The sequence below is a fragment of the Larkinella rosea genome (genome assembly GCF_003858635.1).
GTDB classification, from domain to species: Bacteria; Bacteroidota; Bacteroidia; order Cytophagales; family Spirosomataceae; genus Larkinella; species Larkinella rosea.
Map to the genome: position 1 here is coordinate 1,411,284 of NZ_RQJO01000008.1, position 22,808 is coordinate 1,434,091.

Here is a 22,808-nt window from a genome sequence, read left to right on the forward strand (position 1 = left end):
GATGACGTAGCCGAATTCAACCCGAAGCGGTTTTTAACTTCAACGCTACCAAGCGACAGTAAACAAAATGGACTATTATTTTAAAACGATGGCGTCGCCGGTGGGTGAATTGAAGCTGGTAGCAAGTGACAACGGCTTGGCCGCCGTGCTCTGGGAAAATGACGATCCGCGTCGCGTTCCGATCAACGCAACGATTGACGATCCCACGCATCCGGTTTTACTCGAAGCCGAACAACAATTGAACGACTATTTTGCCGGAAAACGAACCACATTTTCCTTTCAGCTGGATTTTGTTGGAACCGAATTTCAGAAGAAAGTCTGGCAGGCCCTGTTGACGATTCCCTTTGGCGAAACACGGAGCTACGGCGAGATTGCCCGCCAAATCGGGGATATCAAAGCCGTTCGGGCGGTGGGCGCGGCCAATGGAAAAAATCCCATTTCGATCATTGCGCCCTGCCACCGCGTCATTGGTTCGACCGGTAAATTGACCGGTTTTGCGGGTGGTCTGGCAGCTAAAGCGTATCTGCTTAAACTGGAAAACCGCCAGATGGAGCTGGCGTTTTAATTAGGGTAGTCATTCACTGAAAACATAATGGGCTGAACTGATAAGGGAAAGGCGGTTTTAAGTCCCGTAGGGACGAAATATTTGTAGAATACAACGATCTCCAACCGGTTCCGGCCTGCCTTTAGGGCCGCAATCTCATGCTAAAATTGCGCACCCAAAGGCACGCGCCTGTACGCGCAAAATGACTTTACTGCTACAAACATTTCGTCCCTACGGGACTGAAACCCGCATTGAGTTATTTCGTAACGTGTTTGGAAAGTGTTTCGGTTTTTTATGGACCCTTTCAATAAGAAAAACAACTCCCGGTGCAACAGCTTCTCATTCTGGTAACGAAAAACTAGTTTCTTAGTTAAATTGCGCAACCAAAAGGAAACGTTATGCGATTTACACTACTGGTTCTTGCCTTTCTCTATCAGTCACTTACGTATGCGCAAACGTACAAGTCGCTCATCAGCGAAGCCGAAAAGAAGTACAACGAAAAAGCCTATCCGAGGTCGGTCGAGCTGTATCAGCGGGCGTTCAAACTTGAACAGAAAAACCGGGCCGATTTCTACAACGCGGCTTGCTCGGCGGCATTGATGAAAGATACAAAACTGGCTTTCAATTGGCTAAACCGGGCGATTGAAAAGGGCTACATCAACATCCGGCATATGAAAACGGATTCCGATCTGAACATCCTGCACGGACGCACGGAATGGAACGAACTGGTGGCCCGCTTGCAAACCAAAGTGGATAAAATTGAAGCGAATTATGATAAGCCGTTGCAAGCCAGACTTTTAGCAATTTATGACGATGATCAGAAATACCGCAAACAGATCGATTCCGTGAGTCAAAAATATGGTTTCGATTCCAGGGAAATGAAAAGCCACTGGAAAACCATCGGCCAGAAGGATAGCATCAATCTGGTTCAGGTCAAAGCGATTCTGGATGAATACGGCTGGTTGGGTGAAGACAAAGTGGGTTCTCAGGCCAACATGACGCTGTTTCTGGTGATCCAGCACGCGGATCTGGCGACGCAGCAAAAATACCTTCCGCTGATGCGCGAAGCCGTAAAAGCCAAAAAGGCCGAACCCAGTTCGCTGGCGATGCTGGAAGACCGGGTGGCGCTGGGCGAGGGACGACGGCAAACCTACGGCAGCCAGATCGGGCAGGACCCCGACGGCAAAGCGTATGTGCTGCCGTTGAACGATCCGGACAATGTCGATAAACGCCGGGCCGAAGTCGGCTTGCCACCCTTGGCCGATTACGTAAAATATTGGGACCTGAAGTGGGATGTGGCCGACTACAAAAAACGACTTCCCGAATACGAAAAGAAAACCGAAATTAAGTAGCGGGTTTGCTTAGTTAATGTTGAACGTCAGGCGGTTTACCCACACGGCCTGATGATCCGTTTCCCGCTCATATTCGTTCAGCATAAAGGGTTTGTCCATTTTTACGCGGGCATTAAATACGGTTTTGTTGTTAACCATCACTTTGACGGGACGACTCAAGTCAACCATTTCGGGCGACAAATAAACCGTAACTGATCCGGCACATGACGTCTTGATAATGAACTGGTTCTGGCTGTACGTGGCCGAAACCGCCCCCGATTTGCGGGGAAAAACGAAGGCTTGCGACGTGCTGTCTTTGACAATGGCCGGATCATACACATCACGCCAGCCACTTACTTGAAAATGAACAGGTTGATGCCATTCCGCCCTTGATGCCAGCGTGTCTAGTGTGGTAATTTCAATCCAGTCGCAGCGCCCGTGCGTTTGATCGTCGCATTCCCAATACAATTGGTGTTGAAACGGATTGCGCTTTTTGGTCAGCATGTCGGCAAAAAGCTGGCGGTAAATAGCACGGGTGGCGGTATCTTTCGCGTTGACCAAATAACCATGCGTTCGATGGCCTTCCACTTCGACATTCTGCCAGTTGATCTGCCATTTTTTAGCAACATCCACCAACGAACGATGCCCTTCGAACGGGAAATAATAATCGTAATCCGTCGCGACGTTGTAAAAAGAGCGGTTTTGGGCATTCCTGAAGAAGGTTCCTCCGGTTCGGACCTGCGGGCGGTTGTTGATTCCGGAGAAACCGGCGAACAAACCGGGTTGCTTCAGCAGGTACGAAAACGCGCCGGTGGCACCGTTCGAATGGCCGGTTACGTAGACGCGACTATCGTCGATGTTGTACATCTTTTTGACTTCCCGAATCACTTCCGGCACGATGTCGAAACCGTCGTCCGGCATCATCCAGTTGTAACGCCGGGTGCTGTACGGAAAAACCGCAATTAATCCCGACTCGCTGGCCTGATTCATAAACGATTGCCCGAAAAAGGTATGGGTCGTATCGGCGACGTCAGGGAAAGAGCGCTGTTGTCCCACGGCGCCGTGCAAAACCACGACCATGGGATAGTCTTTCTGTCCGTCAAAATGGGCCGGTAATTGAATGAAATACGGGACTTCTACGGAATCGGCAAACGACAGCCAGTCCAGTTGGTACCGACCGGGCAGTGGGTTCGGACGCGGGGAAGGGGGCTGGCGAAGTTGTTGATAAAGCGCCGATGCCGACGGGATTTTAGCCAATGTGGTCAATTCTTCGCGGGCTTTCGCAAGCAATTCTTTCTGGAGCTGACGAAACGGCAAACTGGTCTTGATTCGATGCTGCCGTTCCCGTTCTTTCGCTTCGTTTACTTTCCCCATAAAAACCGCCCAGCGGGGATCCGACCGAAGCCAGTCGAAACTTTTGTTACCATAAGGCCCTTTGGTAAAAATATCGGAATCAACCACCTGATTGAGGTAGTAGAAAGTGAGGTCGGCATTTTTGTCGCGGCTGGCGAAATCGGCCGCGTTCAGGTAGCGCCAGTATTTATCTTCGGGATTGGCTTCTCCGGCTTTCAACGCCCACTCGATGGCGGCTTTCCAGTTTTGCCGCCCCATATTGGCTCCCATACTGTCTACCGCGGGGTTGCGCGATTGGGCAAGTCCGGAGAGAAAAGACAAAAGGAAAAGCAGGAGCCAGCCAAGCGACTGAAATCCGGTTCGAAACGTAGTAGAGTTGCTCATGTTCGGGTCAGGAATATGAGCCAAAGAGGGAGTGAACGGGTTCCGCGTTGCATGATCAGGTAATCATTATTTCAGAACAGCGGTTTTTTCTCGTTCAGTTTTTTCGCCCGCAGCAAGGCTTCCAGGTAATAATAATCGGCGTAAATCAGCGGCACATCGCGCTCAAACGTCTTCGCGCCGGTGCTGTGCAGGAGTAGAAAGCCGTGGTTTTTCCCGACGGGCGACGCATAATTTTTGGACAAACTGGCGATGATTTGATCGGCGTTTGTGCGGTATTTCGCATTCGCTGAACCGTATGTACTCAATTCGTACAAAGCCGAAGCCATCACCGCTGCCGCCGACACGTCGCGCAGTTCATTCGGAATCGCTGGCGCGTCGAAATCGTAATACGGCACCAGATCGGTCGGCATTCGCGGGTGATTGAGCATAAAGCGGGCGATATCCCCGGCTTGTTTCAGAAACACCGGGTCTTTCGTTTCGCGGTAACAAACCGTATATCCGTACAATCCCCAGGCTTGCCCCCGCGCCCAGGCCGACTCGTCGCTGAAGCCCTGGTGCGTGTTTTTCTTCAACACGTTTCCGGTCAGCGTGTCATAATCGACAACGTGGTACGAACTGTGGTCGGGGCGGTAATGGTTTTTGATCGTCGTCCGGGCGTGTGTTACGGCAATCTTGTAAAACGTCGAATCGCCGGTCAGTCGGGTGGCCGCAAACAGCAGTTCCAGGTTCATCAGGTTGTCGATAATCACCGGACATTGCCAGACCTCCTGGTGGTGGTCCCACGATCGGATGATACCCGCCGTCGGCTTGAACCGCTTGCTTAACGTTCTGGCTCCCTGAATGATGACGTCGCGGTACGCCGGATCGTTGGTCAACCGAAAACCGTTGCCGTAACTCGTATACAGCTTGAAACCCATGTCGTGCGTACCGGCATTCCACTTTTCATTTTCCAGATTGGCGGTGAAAAACCGGGCCTGTTTTTTCCATTCCGGTTTGCCGGTGTATTCGTAGAGGTACCACAACTCGCCCGGGAAAAAACCGCTCGTCCAGTCGCGGGCCGGCACCAGTTGCAAGGCACCGGATTCATCGAGCGTTCGGGGCGACACAACGGGCGGTTTGTTGCCGACCGGTTTTTTATCGGCCGCAGTCACCTCGCTCAGCATCAGCCGGGTTTGCTGTTCGGCCTGCGTGAACAGGGACTTGATTGACGTGGTTGGTATGAAGCTGATTGCCGGAATCAGTCCTAGAACGATAGCGGTTAGTTTACGGATTTTCATTTTTTAACGTACCCACGGACCGGCGGGAGGCCCCGTTTAGTCCGTGAGCAATTTGTGTAGATTTAAAATGAAGAATTAATGTAAATGGTGTCTTGGTTATCAGTGGATAGTGAGTTTGTTAAGCACCATAGGTGCGAAATATTTGTAGTAAAGTAGATTTCACTAGTTCGCCCGCGTGCCGTCAGGTACGCAATTAGCAAGGTGTTGCGTACCTGACGGCACGCGGGCGGATTATAAATATTTCCTAATTCTACAAACATTCGACCGCTACGCGGTCAGTAAGTTGGCACCTCATAACTTTCTAAAACTCCTTTAGAGCCAGATGACCGGATTTCGGATGGGCAGATTTCTTAACACTTCCTCGACCTGCGGATCGTGGTCCAGTTTTTTCCAGGTCGTCAGCCAATCTGCCTGGTTGAAAGCCACCGCGCCGAAAACCAGAAACGGATGCGCTACCGGCCAGTCGTTCCAGTACATCACGTCTGGTTTCAACGGCCAGCGCGACTTGTCCTGAACAAACGGATATAAATAGGTGATGCCCTGCCGGATGCCGCGCCCGTCGGCGGTTTGGTACGTCCAGAGGTTGTCGGTTGGGGTGGATAAAATCTGACAGATCATCGTCATGGCGTCGAGGTTGAAGAGCGAATACCCGTACGGTTTGGTCCGGCGCAATTCCAGCGGAAAGCTGCCGTCGGCGGCCATCTGGTCGGGGAGGAGCACGTTTTTGTAGCGGTTTCGGCAAAAAACCAGCAGCGAGTCGTTTTTCGTCAGTTTGGCAAATACCGCCACCTGCATCACCCAGCAGGTTCCGTGGTTGTTTTTTGCATTCATTTCATCTCTGCCGTACGGATGCGTCGTCAGCCAGTTCAGGTAATCGGCAAACCACTGGCGAATGGCAGCCACCGCTTTTCGATCAGCACTTTTGGCTTTTTCCATGACCTGCAATCCCTGCGCCACTTCCATCAGGTGAATGGTATCGATGATGCCGATGCCCCGGCCCGTTGCGCGCCCTTTGATGGCCTGCGTATACAGCAACGACGGATTCATGCGCGTGGCCGGATCGACAAACCAGGCGTTGAGGTGTCGGAAAGCCTGCCGGGCGAATCGTTCATCTTTCGTAATCACATACGCTGACGCCAGTGCGCCCACAATCCGGCTGAACCGAATCATGGCCTGGCGGTGGGCCACAAAATTACCGGGATTCGTCAAACCGTCGCGCTGGATGTACGGCCCCTGGGGGTTGGTCGAATCCGGCCACCAGTAATCGCCTTCCGAGAAAAAATCGTGCGGACCGCCCGCGCTCCGGGGCGACGTCTGTGCCGTCACGGTGACCGGTTCCTGCTGCATCGCCCAACGCGCTTCCGCCAGAATGTGGGATTTCAGTGTAGCGGCAATGGCGGTTTTCAGTGAACCGGGCGTCGGTGATTGTCCTCGGCCGGCCAGACCGTGGCACAGAAAAACCGTGAGAAGGAAAAACCGTGTTTGCATTGGACTAAGTTGGGAAGCATGAACTGGTAACGGCACCCCAAAACCGGGTGGTGCGACCGAAATTAGAGAAATATCGAAAGCAAATACAGCAACAACGAGACGAGCAGCGTAATGGACCCGACTTCGGCCAGGATGATGATGAATCTGTTTTTTCTCACGAATTGCTCTTTCCTTTTGGAAAGTGCAAGTTTAAGTATACCCTGATTTTTTCGGATGCGGTTTTTTGATCAAAAAAGTGGACAAACCGTTCGGGAGTGTGAAAAACCGTTCAAAGAGGTGGACAAACCGTTCGATTTAGATTATTCCGTCATTTTATAGGCTCCTGCCCATTATTATTGCTTTAGAAAATTGACAAATCGGCTTTTTAACCCAATCAACAATCCTGTTTGAGTCGATGGCATCAGGTATCCTACTAGTCAAAAATCCTATGAAAAAAAATGGTATTTATGCCAGCCGGTGGTTCTGGATCGCCTTACTGATTTGCTTTCAGTTGCCAGTTCTGCTGATGGCGCAGCAAACCGCTCCGGTTTCCGGACGAGTAACCGGAACCGGGGGCGATGCGATTCCCGGCGCAAACGTAGTCGTGAAAGGAACCACGACCGGAACGTCCACCGACGCGCAGGGTCGGTTTAGCCTGAACGCGCCTTCCGACGGAACGCTGGTGATTTCGTCGCTGGGATTTGCCTCCCTGGAAGTGAACATTGGCGGTCGGAGTCAACTCACGGTGACGCTGGCGGAAGATCAGAAGGCGCTGGAAGAAGTGGTAGTGGTGGGGTACGGAACGCAGCGGAAAAGTGACGTAACCGGTTCGCTGTCTTCGGTAACTTCGAAAGACATTAAGGCCGTGCCGGTGACGGGCGTCGGTCAGGCGCTGCAGGGCCGGGCGGCCGGGGTGCAGGTAACGCAGGCATCCAACGCGCCGGGCGGTGGGGTAACGATCCGGATTCGGGGCGGCAATTCCATCAATGCCGGAAACGAGCCGCTCTACGTCATCGACGGTTTTCCGGTGTACAACGAAAGCGGAGCGAACCTCAATCCGAACGACATCGAGTCGATGGAAATCCTGAAAGATGCGTCGGCGACGGCCATTTACGGCTCACGGGGTGCCAATGGCGTGGTACTGATCACGACCAAACGCGGCAAATCCGGCCAGAACCGCATCGAATTTGAGACGTATTACGGGATTCAGCAGGTGCGGAAAAAACTGCCAATGCTGAATGCGACCGAATATGCCACATTGGTTAACGAAGCTAACACAAACGTCGGTCGCGCACCGGTTTTTACGCAGGAGCAAATCGCCGGTTTTGGCGCGGGAACCAACTGGCAGGACGAAATTTTCCGGGAAGCGCCGATTCAGAACTATCAGTTGACAGCCTCGGGCGGTTCGGACAAAACGCGGTATGCGGTTTCGGCCAATTACCTGAACCAACAGGGCGTCATCATCAATTCCAAATACGACCGGGCGTCGTTTCGGTTCAATTTTGACCACAAGATCAACGACCGGTTCAACATTGGAACCAGCCTGAACGTGATCCGGAGCCGCAACAACGCCGTTCCGACGGACGCGGACGGCGGAACGAGCGGAACGGTGGTCTACAGCGCGCTGAATTTTTCACCCACCCAGCCGGTTCGCAATCCGGACGGAACGTTGGTGGTTTTCAACACGCCGGGACGCATTCAGATTGGCAGCCCGGTGGCGCAGGCACTGGGAACGTATAACCTTACCGTTGGTACGCGGATGATTGGGAGCGTCTTTGCCGACTATAAAATCATTCCCGGTTTGACGTTCCGCACGAGTTTTGGTGCCGATGTGAATTATTCCAAACGCAGCCTTTATCTGTCGCGGAATACCGCAACGGGAACGCAATTGAGCGGCCAGGCGTCGATCATCAACAACCAGTCGTCGACCTGGCTGAACGAGAATACGCTGACCTACAACAAGACGTTCGGTAATGTCCACAACCTGACGTTGCTGGCCGGTTATACGATGCAGGGAAACCGGTTTGAAAGCGTCGAGGCCCGTTCGCAGGGATTTGCCAATGATATTCTGACCTACGAAAACCTGGGCTCGGCGTCGACAGCGCTGGTTCCGGCTTCCTCGGCCAGCAACTGGCAGCTCAACTCGTACATCGGTCGCGCCAATTATGATTATTCCGGTAAATACCTGCTGACGGCGACGGTTCGGGCCGATGGTTCGTCGCGGTTTGGCGCCAGCAACAAGTGGGCGGTTTTTCCATCGGCTTCGGTGGCCTGGCGGTTATCGGAAGAGGATTTTCTGAAAGGAAACCGCGTCGTCAACGACCTGAAACTGCGGGTGAGCTACGGTTTGAGCGGCAATCAGGAAATCACGCAGTATCAGTCGCTGGCGACCCTGGGCACGCAGAATGCCAATTTCAACAATACCGTAGTGATCGGCATCGGGCCGTCGCGCGTGGCCAATCCCGATTTGCGCTGGGAAACCACGGCGCAGGCGGATGTGGGGATCGACGTCGGTTTGCTGAGCAACCGGATCACGCTGACGGCGGATTATTACAACAAGAAAACCACCGATCTGCTGCTGTCGGTGCCGCTGCCGTATGTTTCGGGGTACGCGTCGGCGCTGCAAAATCTGGGCAGTATCCGGAATCAGGGGTTTGAACTGGGCATCAATTCGACCAACCTAAACGGCGCTTTCAAGTGGACGACGGCGTTCAACATTGCCGCCAACCGCAACAAAGTGCTCAATCTGGGCGATCAGACGGAGTTTGCGTCGGGCGACGCCAGCGGCCATTTACAACTTCCGAATTCCGGTCTGGTGCGGGTGGGCGAGCAGATTGGCTTGTTCTACGGCTATCAGTCGAGCGGTATTTTTCAAACCCAGGCCGAAGTGGACGGCTCGGCGCAGAAAACCGCTAAACCGGGCGACCGGCGTTACGTGGACCAGAACGGCGACGGCGCCATCAACGCCAGCGACCGCGTAATTCTGGGCTACGCCCAACCGAAATTCTACGGCGGTCTGACCAATACGTTTTCGTATAAAGGCGTCGAACTGAGCATTTTCATGCAGGGAACGTCCGGCAACAGCATTTTCAACATCAACCGGTTTGAGCAGGAATCCCTGACGGGCGTGAGCAATCAGTCGGCGGAAACACTGAATCGCTGGACCCCGACGAATCCGAGCAACACGATCCCGCGCGCCAACGCCGTTGGAAATGCGTACGTGCTGTCGAGCCGCCAGATCGAAGACGGGTCGTACCTGCGGGTGAAAAACATCAATTTGTCGTACACGCTGCCGTCGTCGCTGGTCAGTAAAGCCAAACTGTATAACGTGAAAGTGTACGTCAGCGCGCAGAACTGGATTACGTTCACGAAATACACCGGTTTTGATCCGGAAGTAAACCGGTTTGGACAAAGTACGCTGAGCCAGGGGAGCGACTACGGGAGTTATCCGGGCAATAAAATGATGCTGGTTGGACTGAACATTGGACTCTAATCGGTTCTAAACCTTTTGTAAGATCATGAAAATCAAGAATATCCTTGCTAGTGCCGCATTGGCTTTCGGACTCGGAGCGTGTTCGCTGGAAGAAACGCCCCCGTCGTCGCTGGCTCCGGTCAATTTTTATACGAACGCGAACGATGCCACGGCAGCCGTCAATGCGGTTTACGACATTGCCAATCAGGTGGGCGACCAGAGCCGGAATTTCATCATCATGGGCGATCTGCCGTCGGATGATATGGACCCGTTGCTGAATAACGCCGACCGGGTGCAGCTCTGGAGTTTCCAGACCATTGCAACGAATAGCGTGGTGGCGCAAACCTGGCAGGTGATTTACCAGGGCATCAACCGGGCCAACACCGCCATCGACCGGATTCCGGGGATTTCGATGGACGAAACGTTGAAAAAACGGCTGATCGGCGAAGCGAAATTCCTGCGGGCCTACTACTACTTCTACCTCGTGCGCTGGTACGGCGGAGTGCCGCTGATGCTGACCGAAACCCAGTCGCTGAGCGCCGGAAAAGATGTAGCTCGCGCCAGTGCGGATGAGACGTATACGCAAATCATCAAAGATCTAACCGAAGCCGAAACTGCCTTGCCGGACAAATTCACCGGGGCTGATCTGGGTCGCGTGACAGCCGGAGCTGCCAAAGCGATGCTGGCGCGGGTTTATTTGACCCGCAAGGATTTTCCGAACGCCCGCACCAAGGCCAAAGAGGTGATCGATAATGCCGCGAAATACGGGTACGGTTTATTCGACAAATACATCGACGTGTTCGCGATTTCCAATAAAAATGGCAAGGAATCGGTTTTCGAGATTCAGTTTGTCGGCGGTGGCAGCGGGCAGGGAAGCGGCATGGTGACGTATTTTGCGCCCGAAAACTCACCGATTACCGGCCGCGGTTTTGGGTCATTTATCCCGACGATGGATTTATACAACAGCTTCAAAACCGGTGACAAACGAAAAGAACTGTTCATCAATTCGTACGTCGATGGCGCCGGGAAAACCGTCAATACCTTCCAGCACTTCAACAAATACGTCGATCCGGCGGCCAAGGCGTTTGGCGATGCAAATAATAATTTCCCGATCATTCGCTACGCCGATGTATTGATGATGTTTGCCGAAGCCGAGAACGAAATCAGCGGCCCGACGGCTGCGGCTCTGGATGCGATCAATCCCGTTCGTCGCCGGGCGTTCGGCTTTCCGTTAACGGGCGCTTCATCGGCCGATTTCACGGCGGCTTTGACGAAGGACGCGTTCCGGCAGGCCATTTGGGACGAACGGCGCTGGGAGTTCAACGCTGAAGGCCACCGCTGGTTCGATCTGGTGCGGACCGACCGGCTGGTGCCGCTACTGAAAGCAAAAGGCAAAACCAATATCACCGAAACGCACAAGCTGTATCCTATTCCGCAGCGCGAACGCGATCTGAACCCGAAGCTGACGCAGAATCCGGGGTATTAAATTTTGAAATGTAAAATGAGAAATGGAAAAGTGTCTGGCAATCCGGCCACTTTTCCATTTCTCATTTTACATTCAAAAGCTCTCCTTTCAAAACGAATAATGCACGCCTTTCGGCAGCGCTTCAACCGCCAGTTTCATCCACGTTCCGTTGATCTTGATGACGACGATATTATTGTCTTTGTCGTAAAAGATTGTGCCGTTTTCGCTGTTTTTTAGTTCCTGATAATTCACGTGTTTCGCATCTTCTGCGTAGTTGGTTTCCGCATCGGCGACCGGTTTTTCCGCCAGAATATTGTCGCGTCCGATATTCCCCAGCGTCAGGGCATTGGTCATTTTTAGCGAACCGTAAAAAACGGCTTTATCCCGGCTGAATAAAAAAGAATGTTGTCGTACGTCCGAGCCGATTTTGAACCAGTTATAAGCCGGTTCGGCGTGCGTATAAACCGTGCTGTAATAATAAAGTTCGGCGACCGGTTTTTCCTCTTCCGTGTGTTTATTCACCAGCATTGTGATGCGGGATTTGTCGTCTCTGGCGTAGCCTTCAAACACGTGGTAGCCCCAGCGTTTGCGGTTCCGCTCGTTTTCATTGCCCCGCACCTGAATCATAAACGGCGTACTTAAAATCCCGTTGACGGTCGTATACATCGGCGTGATTTGCGGGTTAAATCCAAAATTATAGCCGCGTTCTTTCCAGCGGTTCCAGGTTGTATCGACATCCGACGAAAGCTCCAGCCGTTTGAAGGCCGACCGTTCCGAACCCGGAATCAGTTTTAAATAGTCCGTCGAATTTTGGGCGATGACCGGATTGATCAACAGAGCAAGACCGAAAAATAATAGGGCGGTTTTCATGCGGAATAGAAAATGGATTAAATGCTGAGGGGAATGTTGCAAGGTAAAATCAAATCGGTGGATTCGGACGACCGGTTTTCATTTCCCGATGAACCTGGCCGAAAAATGCGGCTTTCTGCTTACTATTGCGTTCTCATCAGGTGGCAACGAAGTGAAAGCAACTCTTCTCAAACTTTTCCAGGAATTTTTCAGATCAAGCTCCGTCGGCGGGATCATACTCTTTTTGTGCGTCATCCTTTCGCTGCTGATCGCCAATTCGTCAGAGGGGACGGCCTTCGAAGAACTGCTGGCTGTGCCGCTCGGGTTTACCGTGTCGGGCATCGATTTAAACTATCCGGTTCTGATCTGGATCAACGACGGGCTGATGGCGGTTTTCTTTCTGCTGGTCGGGCTGGAAATCAAGCGGGAACTGATCGAGGGCGAACTGGCGTCCGTCAAAAAAGCCGCTTTGCCCATTCTGGCGGCTTTGGGGGGCGTTCTGGCTCCGGCCCTGATTTATTTTCTGTTTAACAAAAACACCGAAACCGCTGGTGGCTGGGGCATTCCGATGGCGACCGACATTGCCTTTGCACTCGCCGTGATCACGCTGCTCGGAAACCGGGTTCCGGCTTCGCTGAAGATTTTTCTGGCGGCCCTGGCCATTGTCGACGATCTGGCGGCTATTGTGGTGATCGCCGTTTTTTATTCGACCGAACTGCACGCTACCTATCTGGCCTACGCGGGTGTTACCTTTCTCGGGCTCCTGATTATCAACCGAATGGGTGTAAAGAACCTGGCGGTTTACCTGATTCCGGGTCTGTTGATGTGGTATTTCATCCACCATTCGGGCATCCATGCCACCATCGCCGGTGTGCTCACCGCCCTGACCATTCCGACGACGCCCGACGAAACGGAGTCATCGCTGGAAAAGCTGGAACATTTGCTGATCAAGCCGGTTAATTTTGTCATCATGCCGGTTTTTGCGCTGGCCAACACCAACATTCGGTTTGAATCGGGTATGGTTGATGGATTATCAACTCCCCTTGGACTAGGCATTTTGATTGGGCTGGTGATCGGAAAACCGCTCGGCATTTCGCTCTTTTCCTGGTTGTCGGTCAAAGCCGGTTGGTGCGTGTTGCCGGAAGGCGCCCGCTGGCCCCATATGATCGGTTTAGGAATTCTGGGCGGAATTGGTTTCACCATGTCGATTTTCATCGCGCTTTTGTCGTTCCCTGACCTACCGGCTATCTCCTCAAAAGCAAAATTTGCCATTCTGACCAGCTCGGTTTTGGCCGGATTGCTGGGCTATGCGGTTTTGAAAACCGTTAGCCGAAAACCGGGTTTTGCAGACGAGGAAAGCTAATCGCTCACCGGATCGGGCCAGTTCGGAAAATTTTTACAAATTATTCATCGTAATATTGCGATTAATCTGAAAGCCATTACCTTTGTAGCATGGGAGTTACTAAAACCGAAATATTTTCGGATCAGCAAAACCGCCTGGCCGATCTGGCCAAGGCTTTCGCACATCCCGCGCGGGTCGCAATTCTGCAGGTATTGATCGCAAAAAAAGCCTGCGTTTGTGGTGATCTGGTGGACGAATTGCCGTTGGCCCAACCGACGGTTTCGCAGCATTTGAAAGAACTGAAACGCATTGGCATCATCAAAGGCGAGATCGATCCGCCCCGGGTGTGCTACTGCATCAACGAAACCGTTTGGGAAGAAGCCCGGCAAACCTTTGGAACCCTGCTGGATTCGTTTGTAACCGCAAGCTGCTGTTAAAACCGCTGCGGCTTTTTTTTACCTTTATTCATCGTAATATTACATTAAACAAATAAGAAAATCATGGAAAATGCTGAACAATTAAAAGAAATTGTGCGCCAGACCTACGGCGCTATTGCGGACAGCAGCCCGTCCGATGCGGCAGGCTGTGGTTGTGGACCCACGTCGTGCTGTGGTCCGTCAAACGAAGTGCCGATCAATATGGCCGTTGGCTACGACGGACTGAACGGTTATGTCGCCGAAGCGGATTTGGGATTAGGTTGTGGTTTACCGACGCAATTTGCACAGATTAAATCCGGTGATGTGGTTGTCGATCTGGGTTCGGGAGCCGGAAATGACTGCTTTGTTGCCCGCGCCGAAACCGGTGAAACAGGCCGGGTGATTGGGCTGGACATGACGCCCGCGATGATCGACCGCGCCCGTCGGAATGCCAAAACGCTGGGTTACACCAATGTTGAATTCGTTTATGGCGACATTGAGGAAATGCCGTTGCCCGACAATCTGGCCGATGTAGTGGTGAGTAACTGCGTGATGAATCTGGTGCCGGACAAACAGAAAGCAGTTGTTGAGACGTTCCGGATCCTGAAACCCGGCGGTCATTTCAGTATTTCGGACATTGTGCTGAAAGGCGAATTGCCCGCCGGTGTACTGAAAGATGCTGAACTATACGCGGGCTGTGTGGCGGGGGCTATTCAGAAAGATACTTATCTCCAGATCGTGGAAGAAGCCGGATTTACAAACATCATTCTGCAAAAAGAACGTGAAATCGTTCTGCCGGATTCGTTGCTGAAAAACTACCTGACAGCCGAAGAAATGGCCGAATACCGCCAGCAGGACAAAGGCCATCCAGCCCGGGGCATTTACAGCGTCACCGTTTTTGCCGAAAAGCCGACTACAGCCCATCTGCCGGTTTCCAAATCAACCCAATCAGAGACAAAAGCCGCTTCCTGCTGCGGCCCCGAATGCTGTAGTTAGTTTTTAAAAACTGAAAATCATGGTTTTACGAATCGAAATTGCTCGTCCCGAAGACAAGGAAGCCGTCGTTACGTTGCTACAAAAAGGGCAATTGCTGACCGACGATTTGCCGTCCGATCTTTCCGGATTTGTACTAACGAAAGAAAAGGACGTTTGTGTCGGTGTCGCCGGTCTGGAACGCTGTGGCTCGGTAGCTTTGCTTCGCTCGGTGGCCGTTGACCCGCACTATCGGGGCAAAAAGATAGCCGAACAACTGGTTGGCCGGTTGCTGGAAATCGCGAAGGCCGACGGTCTGACCGAATTGTATTTAATCACCACAACGGCTGATCATTATTTTGAGCGGCACGGTTTTAAACCAGTTGATCGGCAGGGCGTTCCTGATGCAATCCGGCAAACACAGCAGTTCAATACCCTTTGTCCGTCTTCAGCCATTGTGATGAAGCGAACCGTAAACGACAATGCCGCATGAACACGCCCCGACTTTCGTTTCTCGACCGGTTTTTAACGTTGTGGATTTTTCTGGCCATGCTCACCGGCGTGGGTATCGGCTACTTTTTTCCGCAGTCGGAAGGTTTCATCAATCGCTTTAATTCCGGTTCGACGAACGTACCGCTGGCTATTGGCCTGATTCTGATGATGTATCCGCCTTTGGCGAAAGTGCGTTACGAAGAATTGCCAAAGGTGTTCAGTAACTCCAAAATTCTGGGTCTGTCCCTATTCCAGAATTGGATTGTCGGCCCGCTGCTGATGTTCATTCTGGCGGTGATTTTTTTGCCCGACAAACCCGAATACATGACCGGTTTGATTCTGATCGGGATTGCCCGCTGTATTGCGATGGTCATTGTCTGGAACGATCTGGCAGGGGGAGACCGGCAGTATGCGGCCGGTCTGGTGGCTTTCAACAGTATTTTTCAGGTCTTGTTTTACTCGGTCTACGCTTATGTTTTCATCACCGTTTTGCCTCCCCTTTTCGGTCTGAAAGGCTTTGAGGTCAATATCACGATTGGCGATGTAGCGCAAAGTGTGTCCATTTACCTGGGCATTCCGTTCCTGACCGGTTTGCTGTCGCGGCTGATTCTGTCGCGGGTTTTTAGTCGACAGTGGTACGAAGAAACGTTTTTGCCGATCATCAGCCCGGTTACGTTGATCGCTTTGTTATTTACGATTCTGGTGATGTTCAGTCTGAAAGGGCAATTGATCGTGTCCATTCCGCTGGACGTACTCCGGATTGCCGTCCCGCTGACGATCTATTTTGCCATCATGTTTTTCTCTGCCTTCTATTTGTCTAAACGGGCCGGAGCGGATTATGCCAAATCCATTTCGCTGGCTTTCACGGCCGCCGGCAACAACTTTGAGTTGGGCATCGCCGTGGCCATTGCTGTATTCGGCATCGACTCCGGAGCTGCCTTTGCCACCGTCATCGGGCCATTGATCGAAGTGCCGGTTTTGATCCTGATGGTCAATTTTGCGCGTAAAAAAAAGAAATTTGAATTATCCTCGCAAAAACCATTGCCAAAAACTGTATGAAAATTGCCCTGTTTTCCGACATCCACGCCAATTTGCCCGCCCTGGAAGCGGTTTTAGCGGATATCGACCGTCAAAAACCGGACGCGGTGTATTGCCTGGGCGATTTAGTGGGTTACAATAGCTGGCCTAACGAAGTGATCGCTGAAATCCGCCGTCGGAATATTCCAACGATTGCCGGTAACTATGACTACGGCATTGGCCGCTCATCGGACGATTGCGGATGTGCCTACCAAACCGACGACGAAAAAGCCAACGGCAAGGTTTCCATTGCCTACACCAACAAGACTGTAGGCGACGAAGAACGGGCCTTTTTGCGGACATTGCCGACACAAATTCGGGTAAACTACGAATTGGGAAATGATCCCACTCATCTTTGGCAACAACAAACACTGGTTTCTCTGTTGCTGGTACACGGCAGTCCCCGCCGGGTCAACGAATACCTGTTCGAAGACCGGGGTGATCGCAGTCTCGCCCGCGTTCTGGAAGGTGCCAGCGCCGATATAATGTGTTTCGGCCACACGCACAAACCGTATTATAAAGTAGTAAACGCACAGAGCGAAGGCGAAACGCCGTATTACCGGCACGCCATCAATATCGGTTCCGTCGGTAAACCCAAAGACGGCGACCCGCGGGCAGGGTACGTTCTACTCACGATCGATGAAGCCGTCCGGCCCGGTTCTGTCGATGGCATTCGCGTCGAATTTGTTCGGGTGCCCTATGATGTGGAACGGGCGGCTCTGGCCGTCGAGCAGAGTGAATTACCGGATGTGTATGCGCAGGCGTTACGGGTGGCGAAATAAGATTACTCGTCAACCACGGTTTTAGCCGAACTAATCAGCTATGCGGTATTGAAAACCGTCAGTCGGAAACCGGATTTTGAAGCCGAGGAGGAGTGACACTTAAACCGTCGCCATTTCCTTCCGCTCGCCAATTTGTTGACGCCACATCGCATAATACAACCCTTTTTGCAGCAGTAAATCGGCATGACGGCCCTGTTCGGCGATGTGCCCTTTTTCCAGCACAAAAATCCGGTCGGCGTGCAGAATCGTGCTCAGACGGTGCGCAATCAAAATCGTAATGTGTTGCCGCGAACCGGAAAGCTGGCGGACGGTTTTGCCGATTTCCTCTTCCGTCAGTGAATCGAGCGCGGAGGTGGCTTCGTCGAATACCAGCAATGTTGGACGGCGTAACAACGCGCGGGCGATGCTCAGCCGCTGTTTTTCACCGCCCGAAACTTTCACCCCGCCTTCCCCGATGACGGTATCGAGCCCCTGCGGTGCGCGACTCAGCAGCGTATCGGCCGCAGCCTGGTGGAGCGCGGTGAGGCATTCGGCATCGGTGGCATTGGGAGCCACGAACCGCAGGTTTTCGCGAATCGTACCCGCAAAAAGCTGCGTATCCTGGGTCACAAAACCGATCTGTTCGCGCAATTCGTCCAGATCAACTTCCGAACCGGGAATATCATTGTACAGAATCTGACCGGCTAAAGGCGGATACAAACCGACCAGCAACTTCACGAGCGTCGTTTTTCCGGAACCGGATGGCCCCACGAAAGCAATGGTTTCGCCCAGTTTGACATCGAACGAAATCCCGTCGAGCGCCGGATTGTCGGCGGATAAGTGTTTGAACCGAACGTCTTCGAACGCCAGCGTCTGAATCTTTTTCACCGGAACCGGATGCGCCGGTTTTACGTCGCGGGGCGTGTCGAGAATCTGCTGGAAATTGGCCAGCGACGCTTCGGTTTCGCGGTAAATGTTGATGATGTTCCCCAACTCCTGCAACGGGCCAAAAATGGCAAAGGAGTAGATAAACAACGAGAAAAATTCGCCGACCGTAATGCGTCCCTGAACCACCAGAAACAGCATCAACAGCATGATGGCGTTTCGCAGCAGATTCACAAATGTGCCCTGTACAAACGACAGCGAGCGGACGTAACGCACCTTTTTGAGTTCCAGCCGCAGGATTTTTTCGGTCGTTGCGTTCAATCGTTCGGTTTCCTGCTGGGCCAGTCCGAGACTTTTGACGAGTTCGATATTCCGCAGACTTTCGGTGGTGGAGCCCGCCAGCGCCGTGGTTTCGGCGACAATGTTTTTCTGAACGACTTTGATTTTTTTACTCAGCAGCGAACTGACGAAACCGAGCAGCGGAATGGTCAGGAAATAGGCGGGGGCAATTGGCCAGTAAACCGTGCTGGCGTACCACATTACGAATACAATCCCGACAACGGACGTAAACAGCACGTTGACAAACGATTGAATGAGTTTTTCAACGTCGGTCCGCACTTTCTGAAGCTTGCCCAGCGTCTCGCCCGAACGCTGGTCTTCAAACACCTGATACGGCAAATCCAGCGAATGGCGCAAGCCGTCGGAATACAACCGGGCACCCAGCCGCTGCGTGATGACGTTGACGTAATAATCCTGAAAGTTTTTGGCGATGCGGCTGACCATCGCCACGCCCAGCGCCTGTAAAATCAGCAACCCGGCGCCGTCGCTCAGGAAGCTCCCGAAATCCAGCCGCTGAATGGCCGAACCCGGTTTGACGACGTACTGGTCGATGATTTTGCGGAAAATGTACGGATCGAGCAGCGAGAAAATCTGGTTGATGGCCGCCAGCAGCAGCGCCAGAATCAGGAGGGGCCAGAAACTGCGTAAATAACTGTACAGTAATTTCATAAGTTTGAATAATTGGATCTTCGCTGGTTGTGAGTAGTCGTACAAAAATTAGCTTAACGTAGTTAGAAGAATTAGCAAAAAAAACAGCCCACGGTTTTAACCGTGGGATTCTGGGAAAGAAACCACAGAACTGACAACCGTTTTAACGGTTTTGAGAATCCTAAACCGTTAAAACGGTTTCCATGAATTTCCGGTTTACGTGGGTTCCCACGGTTTTAACCGTGGGCTGTAAGCATTTGACAGGCCATCATTTTGGCTGGTTTAGGTTTTCAGCTCGAACGAGTTAATACTGAAACCAACGACTGGCTTTCAAACCGTAAACCTACTTAACCGCCCGCAACTGGTTTTCGCGCTGAAACTCTTTGATCAGTTTCGTGTTGCCCGCTAACCAGATAACATCGCCGGCGAGAAAAAAAGTCGTTGAATCCGGATTTAAAATTCGGGTCCCCTGGCGTTCGATGCCAACGATGAGCCCCTGCGTTTTTTCGCGGATACCGGAATTGCGAATGCTTTCGCCGATGAATGGAAAGGACTCATCGACGGCCATTTTCTGGAGCGAAATTTCCTGCGTCGGGGTCGACTGTGCTTTTTCTTTTGTCTGGGTTTCGATTAAACTAATAAAGTGTTCCAGTTGCTGATCAGTTCCAATGACGGCAATTTTATCGCCCGGAAACAAGCGTTCATTTCGCCCCGGCACCAACATCGTCATGCTGCCCCGTGCAATGGAAATGACGTTGACGCCGTATTTTTCGCGCAGCGCCAGTTCGGAAAGCGTAAAGCCAGCGCCCGGCGATTCAGCACTGACTTCAAAATAGGAAAGGTGGGCGTCCCACGGCAGCAGATTCCGCCCCATGCGGTTTTCCTGATAAATCTGGCGGGCGTTTAGGTTAACCAAAAACCGCTTTTCGATCAGGTCATAAATAAACGGCAGCCGTTTGCCGACCACCAGCCAGATGCCGCCCGCAATCACCAGCACAAACAACAGCAGACTGACCGAGAAAAACTGTTGCAGAAACAGCAGAATAAGCCCCAATCCGAGCAGGCCACGGGTGACGGCCAGCGTGACGAGCGGCCCCCGATACGACTTTCGTTCGGTCCAGAGCCGGGTATAAACCGGTCGGTTGATGCGCTTCAGCACCAGCGCCCAGAGAAATGGTGTCATCAGGAAAAACGATAGAAAACCGGCCAGAATGCCGTCATACGGTTTGCCGACCACTTCCGCCGTAATGATCGGCAGCAGCCATCTGGACGAAATCAGAATGATACCCAGAATGACGGCGGTGTTGACAATCATGATCTGGAGGTGTTCGCGCACGAGCTGGTACCAATCGCTCACGCTACCGATCGTTTGCGCACCCGAGCTGTAACTGGTTAGAAATAAGCGGGTTCGTGAGCTTAGTTTGCTTTCCACCCACGTACAAATCGAGCCGGAAGCCCGGATCATGTAGGGCGTGGTGAAAGCCGTCAGGGCCGAAACGCCGACGGCGATGGGGTACAGAAAAGCGCTGGTTACTTTCAGATTGAGTCCGAGAGCGGCAATGATGAATGAAAATTCCCCAATCTGCGCCAGGCTCATTCCGGTTTGAATGGACTGTTTCAACGGTTGCCCCACGATCAGCGCCCCGAGCGTGACATTGACGGCTTTCCCCAGAATAACGACCACCGTGATGAGGGCAATCGGTCCGGCGTATTGCACCAGCAGTTCTGGGTCGATCAGCATGCCGACCGAGACGAAAAAAACCGCCCCGAACAGGTCTTTGATGGACGTCAGCAGGGTTTCGATGCGTTCGGCGTAAATGGTTCCGGCCAGAATAGAACCCATGATGAACGCGCCCAAAGCCGGAGAAAAACCGACGCTGGTAGCGAAAACGACCATCAGCAGACACAAGGCCAGCGAAACGATCAGCAGGGTTTCGTCGGTGATGAATTTTCGGCCGCTGCGCAGAAGGGAAGGGACGAGAAAAATGCCGCCCAGAAACCAGATGACCAGAAAGAACCCGAGTTTCATGATGGCTACCAGCATTTCGGCGCTGAAAAACTGGTTGCTGACGGCCAGGGTCGACAGCAGCACGAGCAGCAAAACCGCAGCGATGTCTTCAATGACCAATACGCCGAATACAATTCCGGCAAATTGCTGGGTTTTGATGCCCAGCTCGTCGAACGCCCGGATGATGATGGTAGTGGACGAAATGCTGACGATACCGCCCAGAAAAATGCTGTCCATCGTCGACCAGCCCAGCGCCATGCCGGTCAGGTAGCCGAGAAGAATCATCGCCGAAATTTCGAACGCGCCCGTCATGGAGGCCGTGCCGCCGACTTTGACCAGTTTTTTGATGTTAAATTCAAGTCCGAGGCTGAACAGCAGGACAATGACGCCGATGTCGGCCCAGATGCGGATGGTTTCCGGGTCGGAAATGGTGGGGAATAACGAAAACTTGGGCCCTACGAGCACTCCGGCCAGAATATAACCCAATACGAGGGGTTGTTTAAGCCATTTGAAAAGAAGCGTCGTGACGGCTGCGGTTCCCAAAATAATCGCCAGATCAATGATCAGGTTGGGTAAATGAGCCATAGATAGAAAAAATCGTATTTTTTATCGACTTGCAGTTGCAAGAAGCGACAGATAACACGAATTTGTGGATTCTTACAATAATACGACCTTTTTAACCCTAATCGGATGGATCAAACGCATAACCGTCGAAAATTTCTCAGTCTTGCCGCCACAACCGGACTTACACTCTCCCTGCCGCGAACCCTGTTTTCGATGCCGAATCCGGCACTCGTAGCTGAGGGAAAGCGAGTTGGAATTATCGGTCTGGACACCTCGCACAGCACCGCTTTCACCAAAGAACTGAACAGCCCGACGGCCGGCCCCGAACTGGACGGTTACCGTGTGGTGGCGGCTTACCCGAAAGGCAGCAACGACATCGAGTCCAGCACCAGCCGGGTGGCGGGGTATACGGAAGAGGTAAAGAAACTGGGGGTTGAAATCGTCAATTCCATTGAGGATCTGCTCGCGAAAGTGGATGTGGTGTTGCTGGAAACCAACGACGGTCGTTTGCACCGCGAACAGGCGCTGAAAGTGTTCAAAGCCGGAAAACGGGTTTTTATCGATAAACCAATTGCGGCTTCGCTGGCCGACGTGAAAGCCATTTTTGATGCCGCCAAAAAAGCCAATGTGCCGACGTTCTCGGCTTCGTCGCTACGCTACATGACCAGCGCGCAGGACATTGCGCAGGGAAAAACCGTGGGAAAAGTGCTGGGCGCCGATGCGTTCAGTCCGTCGCCGATCGAGAAAACACACCCCGATCTGTTCTGGTACGGCATTCACGGCGTTGAGACGCTTTTCACGGTGATGGGGCCGGGCTGCAAACAGGTCAGCCGGACGCACACGAAAGACACGGATGTGGTAGTGGGCATCTGGAACGACGATCGGGTCGGCACGTTTCGCGGCATTCGGGCGGGAAAAACCGGCTATGGCGGAACGGCGTACGGCGAAAAAGGCATTGCGCCCATTGGCCCGTACGAAGGCTACAAAGCGCTTCTGGTGCAAATTGTGGAATTCTTCAAAACCGGTAAACCGCCGGTGAGTCCCGAAGAAACACTGGAAATTTTCGCCTTTATGGAAGCCGCCGAGGAAAGCAAACGCAAAGGCGGAGCCACCGTAACACTGGAAAGTGTGCTGAAGAAAGTGTAACTACACGTTCTGAATT

17 protein-coding genes are annotated in these 22,808 nt (G+C 52.5%); 11 read left to right on the top strand and 6 right to left on the bottom strand.

Annotation, left to right across the window (positions count from 1 at the left end):
• The first annotated feature begins 67 nt into the window (after window positions 1–67).
• Together EHT25_RS14535 and EHT25_RS14540 are read left to right on the top strand one after the other, a co-directional pair.
• Window positions 68–565: a methylated-DNA--[protein]-cysteine S-methyltransferase gene (locus EHT25_RS14535; RefSeq protein WP_124875647.1), complete on the top strand. Its 498-nt coding sequence runs from the start codon at window positions 68–70 to the stop codon at window positions 563–565.
• A 377-nt stretch (window positions 566–942) separates the two neighbouring features.
• Window positions 943–1,896 (top strand): DUF6624 domain-containing protein, encoded by a 954-nt coding sequence (locus tag EHT25_RS14540; protein WP_124875649.1) that lies wholly within the window; start codon window positions 943–945, stop codon window positions 1,894–1,896.
• Between the two features lie 9 nt (window positions 1,897–1,905).
• Here the strand turns inward: EHT25_RS14540 and EHT25_RS14545 are convergent, their stop codons facing one another.
• From EHT25_RS14545 to EHT25_RS14555, 3 genes are all read right to left on the bottom strand, one after another.
• A complete protein-coding gene (locus EHT25_RS14545; RefSeq protein ID WP_124875651.1) occupies window positions 1,906–3,612 on the bottom strand; it encodes an alpha/beta hydrolase family protein in 1,707 nt (568 codons plus the stop codon).
• Between the two features lie 71 nt (window positions 3,613–3,683).
• Window positions 3,684–4,889: a glycoside hydrolase family 88 protein gene (locus EHT25_RS14550; protein WP_124875653.1), complete on the bottom strand. Its 1,206-nt coding sequence runs from the start codon at window positions 4,887–4,889 to the stop codon at window positions 3,684–3,686.
• A 312-nt stretch (window positions 4,890–5,201) separates the two neighbouring features.
• Window positions 5,202–6,377: an alginate lyase family protein gene (locus tag EHT25_RS14555; RefSeq protein WP_124875655.1), complete on the bottom strand. Its 1,176-nt coding sequence runs from the start codon at window positions 6,375–6,377 to the stop codon at window positions 5,202–5,204.
• Between the two features lie 427 nt (window positions 6,378–6,804).
• On the opposite strand from EHT25_RS14555, the gene EHT25_RS14560 reads away from it, so the two are divergent.
• Window positions 6,805–9,849: a SusC/RagA family TonB-linked outer membrane protein gene (locus EHT25_RS14560; protein WP_229311541.1), complete on the top strand. Its 3,045-nt coding sequence runs from the start codon at window positions 6,805–6,807 to the stop codon at window positions 9,847–9,849.
• A gap of 25 nt (window positions 9,850–9,874) precedes the next feature.
• Window positions 9,875–11,314, top strand: a complete 1,440-nt coding sequence (locus EHT25_RS14565; RefSeq protein WP_124875659.1) for a RagB/SusD family nutrient uptake outer membrane protein — start codon at window positions 9,875–9,877, stop codon at window positions 11,312–11,314.
• 87 nt (window positions 11,315–11,401) lie between these two features.
• Here EHT25_RS14565 and EHT25_RS14570 read toward each other — a convergent pair whose 3' ends face one another.
• Window positions 11,402–12,163 (bottom strand): hypothetical protein, encoded by a 762-nt coding sequence (locus EHT25_RS14570; protein ID WP_124875661.1) that lies wholly within the window; start codon window positions 12,161–12,163, stop codon window positions 11,402–11,404.
• A gap of 88 nt (window positions 12,164–12,251) precedes the next feature.
• On the opposite strand from EHT25_RS14570, the gene nhaA reads away from it, so the two are divergent.
• The 6 genes from nhaA to EHT25_RS14600 all read left to right on the top strand — a co-directional run bounded on the left by nhaA (window position 12,252) and on the right by EHT25_RS14600 (window position 17,223).
• Complete coding sequence (nhaA, locus tag EHT25_RS14575; protein ID WP_124875663.1) at window positions 12,252–13,505, top strand: Na+/H+ antiporter NhaA; 1,254 nt, start codon at window positions 12,252–12,254, stop codon at window positions 13,503–13,505.
• A gap of 89 nt (window positions 13,506–13,594) precedes the next feature.
• A complete protein-coding gene (locus EHT25_RS14580) occupies window positions 13,595–13,921 on the top strand; it encodes an ArsR/SmtB family transcription factor (RefSeq protein WP_124875665.1) in 327 nt (108 codons plus the stop codon).
• 63 nt (window positions 13,922–13,984) lie between these two features.
• Window positions 13,985–14,896 (top strand): arsenite methyltransferase, encoded by a 912-nt coding sequence (locus EHT25_RS14585; protein ID WP_124875667.1) that lies wholly within the window; start codon window positions 13,985–13,987, stop codon window positions 14,894–14,896.
• A 19-nt stretch (window positions 14,897–14,915) separates the two neighbouring features.
• On the top strand, window positions 14,916–15,365 hold the full coding sequence (arsN2, locus tag EHT25_RS14590; protein ID WP_124875669.1) for an arsenic resistance N-acetyltransferase ArsN2: 450 nt from the start codon (window positions 14,916–14,918) through the stop codon (window positions 15,363–15,365).
• Window positions 15,362–16,423, top strand: a complete 1,062-nt coding sequence (arsB, locus tag EHT25_RS14595; RefSeq protein WP_124875671.1) for an ACR3 family arsenite efflux transporter — start codon at window positions 15,362–15,364, stop codon at window positions 16,421–16,423. Before arsN2 ends, arsB begins: the two co-directional genes overlap by 4 nt.
• A complete protein-coding gene (locus EHT25_RS14600) occupies window positions 16,420–17,223 on the top strand; it encodes a metallophosphoesterase family protein (RefSeq protein WP_124875673.1) in 804 nt (267 codons plus the stop codon). The genes arsB and EHT25_RS14600 overlap by 4 nt, the downstream gene beginning before the upstream one ends.
• A 99-nt stretch (window positions 17,224–17,322) precedes the next feature.
• On the opposite strand, the gene EHT25_RS14605 is transcribed toward EHT25_RS14600, so the two are convergent.
• Together EHT25_RS14605 and EHT25_RS14610 are read right to left on the bottom strand one after the other, a co-directional pair.
• Complete coding sequence (locus EHT25_RS14605) at window positions 17,323–19,095, bottom strand: ABC transporter ATP-binding protein (RefSeq protein ID WP_124875675.1); 1,773 nt, start codon at window positions 19,093–19,095, stop codon at window positions 17,323–17,325.
• 322 nt (window positions 19,096–19,417) lie between these two features.
• On the bottom strand, window positions 19,418–21,667 hold the full coding sequence (locus EHT25_RS14610) for a monovalent cation:proton antiporter family protein (RefSeq protein WP_124875677.1): 2,250 nt from the start codon (window positions 21,665–21,667) through the stop codon (window positions 19,418–19,420).
• Window positions 21,668–21,772: 105 nt separating this feature from the next.
• Between EHT25_RS14610 and EHT25_RS14615 the strand changes: the two genes are divergently transcribed.
• Complete coding sequence (locus EHT25_RS14615; protein ID WP_124875679.1) at window positions 21,773–22,792, top strand: Gfo/Idh/MocA family protein; 1,020 nt, start codon at window positions 21,773–21,775, stop codon at window positions 22,790–22,792.
• Window positions 22,793–22,808 lie beyond the last annotated feature (16 nt).

Excerpts from the sequence above, each read along its gene's own strand:
- EHT25_RS14535 (WP_124875647.1), top strand. The coding sequence starts at position 68 with ATGGACTATTATTTTAAAACGATGGCGTCGCCGGTGGGTGAATTGAAG.
- EHT25_RS14540 (WP_124875649.1), top strand. The coding sequence starts at position 943 with ATGCGATTTACACTACTGGTTCTTGCCTTTCTCTATCAGTCACTTACG.
- EHT25_RS14545 (WP_124875651.1), bottom strand. The coding sequence starts at position 3,612 with ATGAGCAACTCTACTACGTTTCGAACCGGATTTCAGTCGCTTGGCTGG.
- EHT25_RS14550 (WP_124875653.1), bottom strand. The coding sequence starts at position 4,889 with ATGAAAATCCGTAAACTAACCGCTATCGTTCTAGGACTGATTCCGGCA.
- EHT25_RS14555 (WP_124875655.1), bottom strand. The coding sequence starts at position 6,377 with ATGCAAACACGGTTTTTCCTTCTCACGGTTTTTCTGTGCCACGGTCTG.
- EHT25_RS14560 (WP_229311541.1), top strand. The coding sequence starts at position 6,805 with ATGAAAAAAAATGGTATTTATGCCAGCCGGTGGTTCTGGATCGCCTTA.
- EHT25_RS14565 (WP_124875659.1), top strand. The coding sequence starts at position 9,875 with ATGAAAATCAAGAATATCCTTGCTAGTGCCGCATTGGCTTTCGGACTC.
- EHT25_RS14570 (WP_124875661.1), bottom strand. The coding sequence starts at position 12,163 with ATGAAAACCGCCCTATTATTTTTCGGTCTTGCTCTGTTGATCAATCCG.
- nhaA (WP_124875663.1), top strand. The coding sequence starts at position 12,252 with ATGAACCTGGCCGAAAAATGCGGCTTTCTGCTTACTATTGCGTTCTCA.
- EHT25_RS14580 (WP_124875665.1), top strand. The coding sequence starts at position 13,595 with ATGGGAGTTACTAAAACCGAAATATTTTCGGATCAGCAAAACCGCCTG.
- EHT25_RS14585 (WP_124875667.1), top strand. The coding sequence starts at position 13,985 with ATGGAAAATGCTGAACAATTAAAAGAAATTGTGCGCCAGACCTACGGC.
- arsN2 (WP_124875669.1), top strand. The coding sequence starts at position 14,916 with ATGGTTTTACGAATCGAAATTGCTCGTCCCGAAGACAAGGAAGCCGTC.
- arsB (WP_124875671.1), top strand. The coding sequence starts at position 15,362 with ATGAACACGCCCCGACTTTCGTTTCTCGACCGGTTTTTAACGTTGTGG.
- EHT25_RS14600 (WP_124875673.1), top strand. The coding sequence starts at position 16,420 with ATGAAAATTGCCCTGTTTTCCGACATCCACGCCAATTTGCCCGCCCTG.
- EHT25_RS14605 (WP_124875675.1), bottom strand. The coding sequence starts at position 19,095 with ATGAAATTACTGTACAGTTATTTACGCAGTTTCTGGCCCCTCCTGATT.
- EHT25_RS14610 (WP_124875677.1), bottom strand. The coding sequence starts at position 21,667 with ATGGCTCATTTACCCAACCTGATCATTGATCTGGCGATTATTTTGGGA.
- EHT25_RS14615 (WP_124875679.1), top strand. The coding sequence starts at position 21,773 with ATGGATCAAACGCATAACCGTCGAAAATTTCTCAGTCTTGCCGCCACA.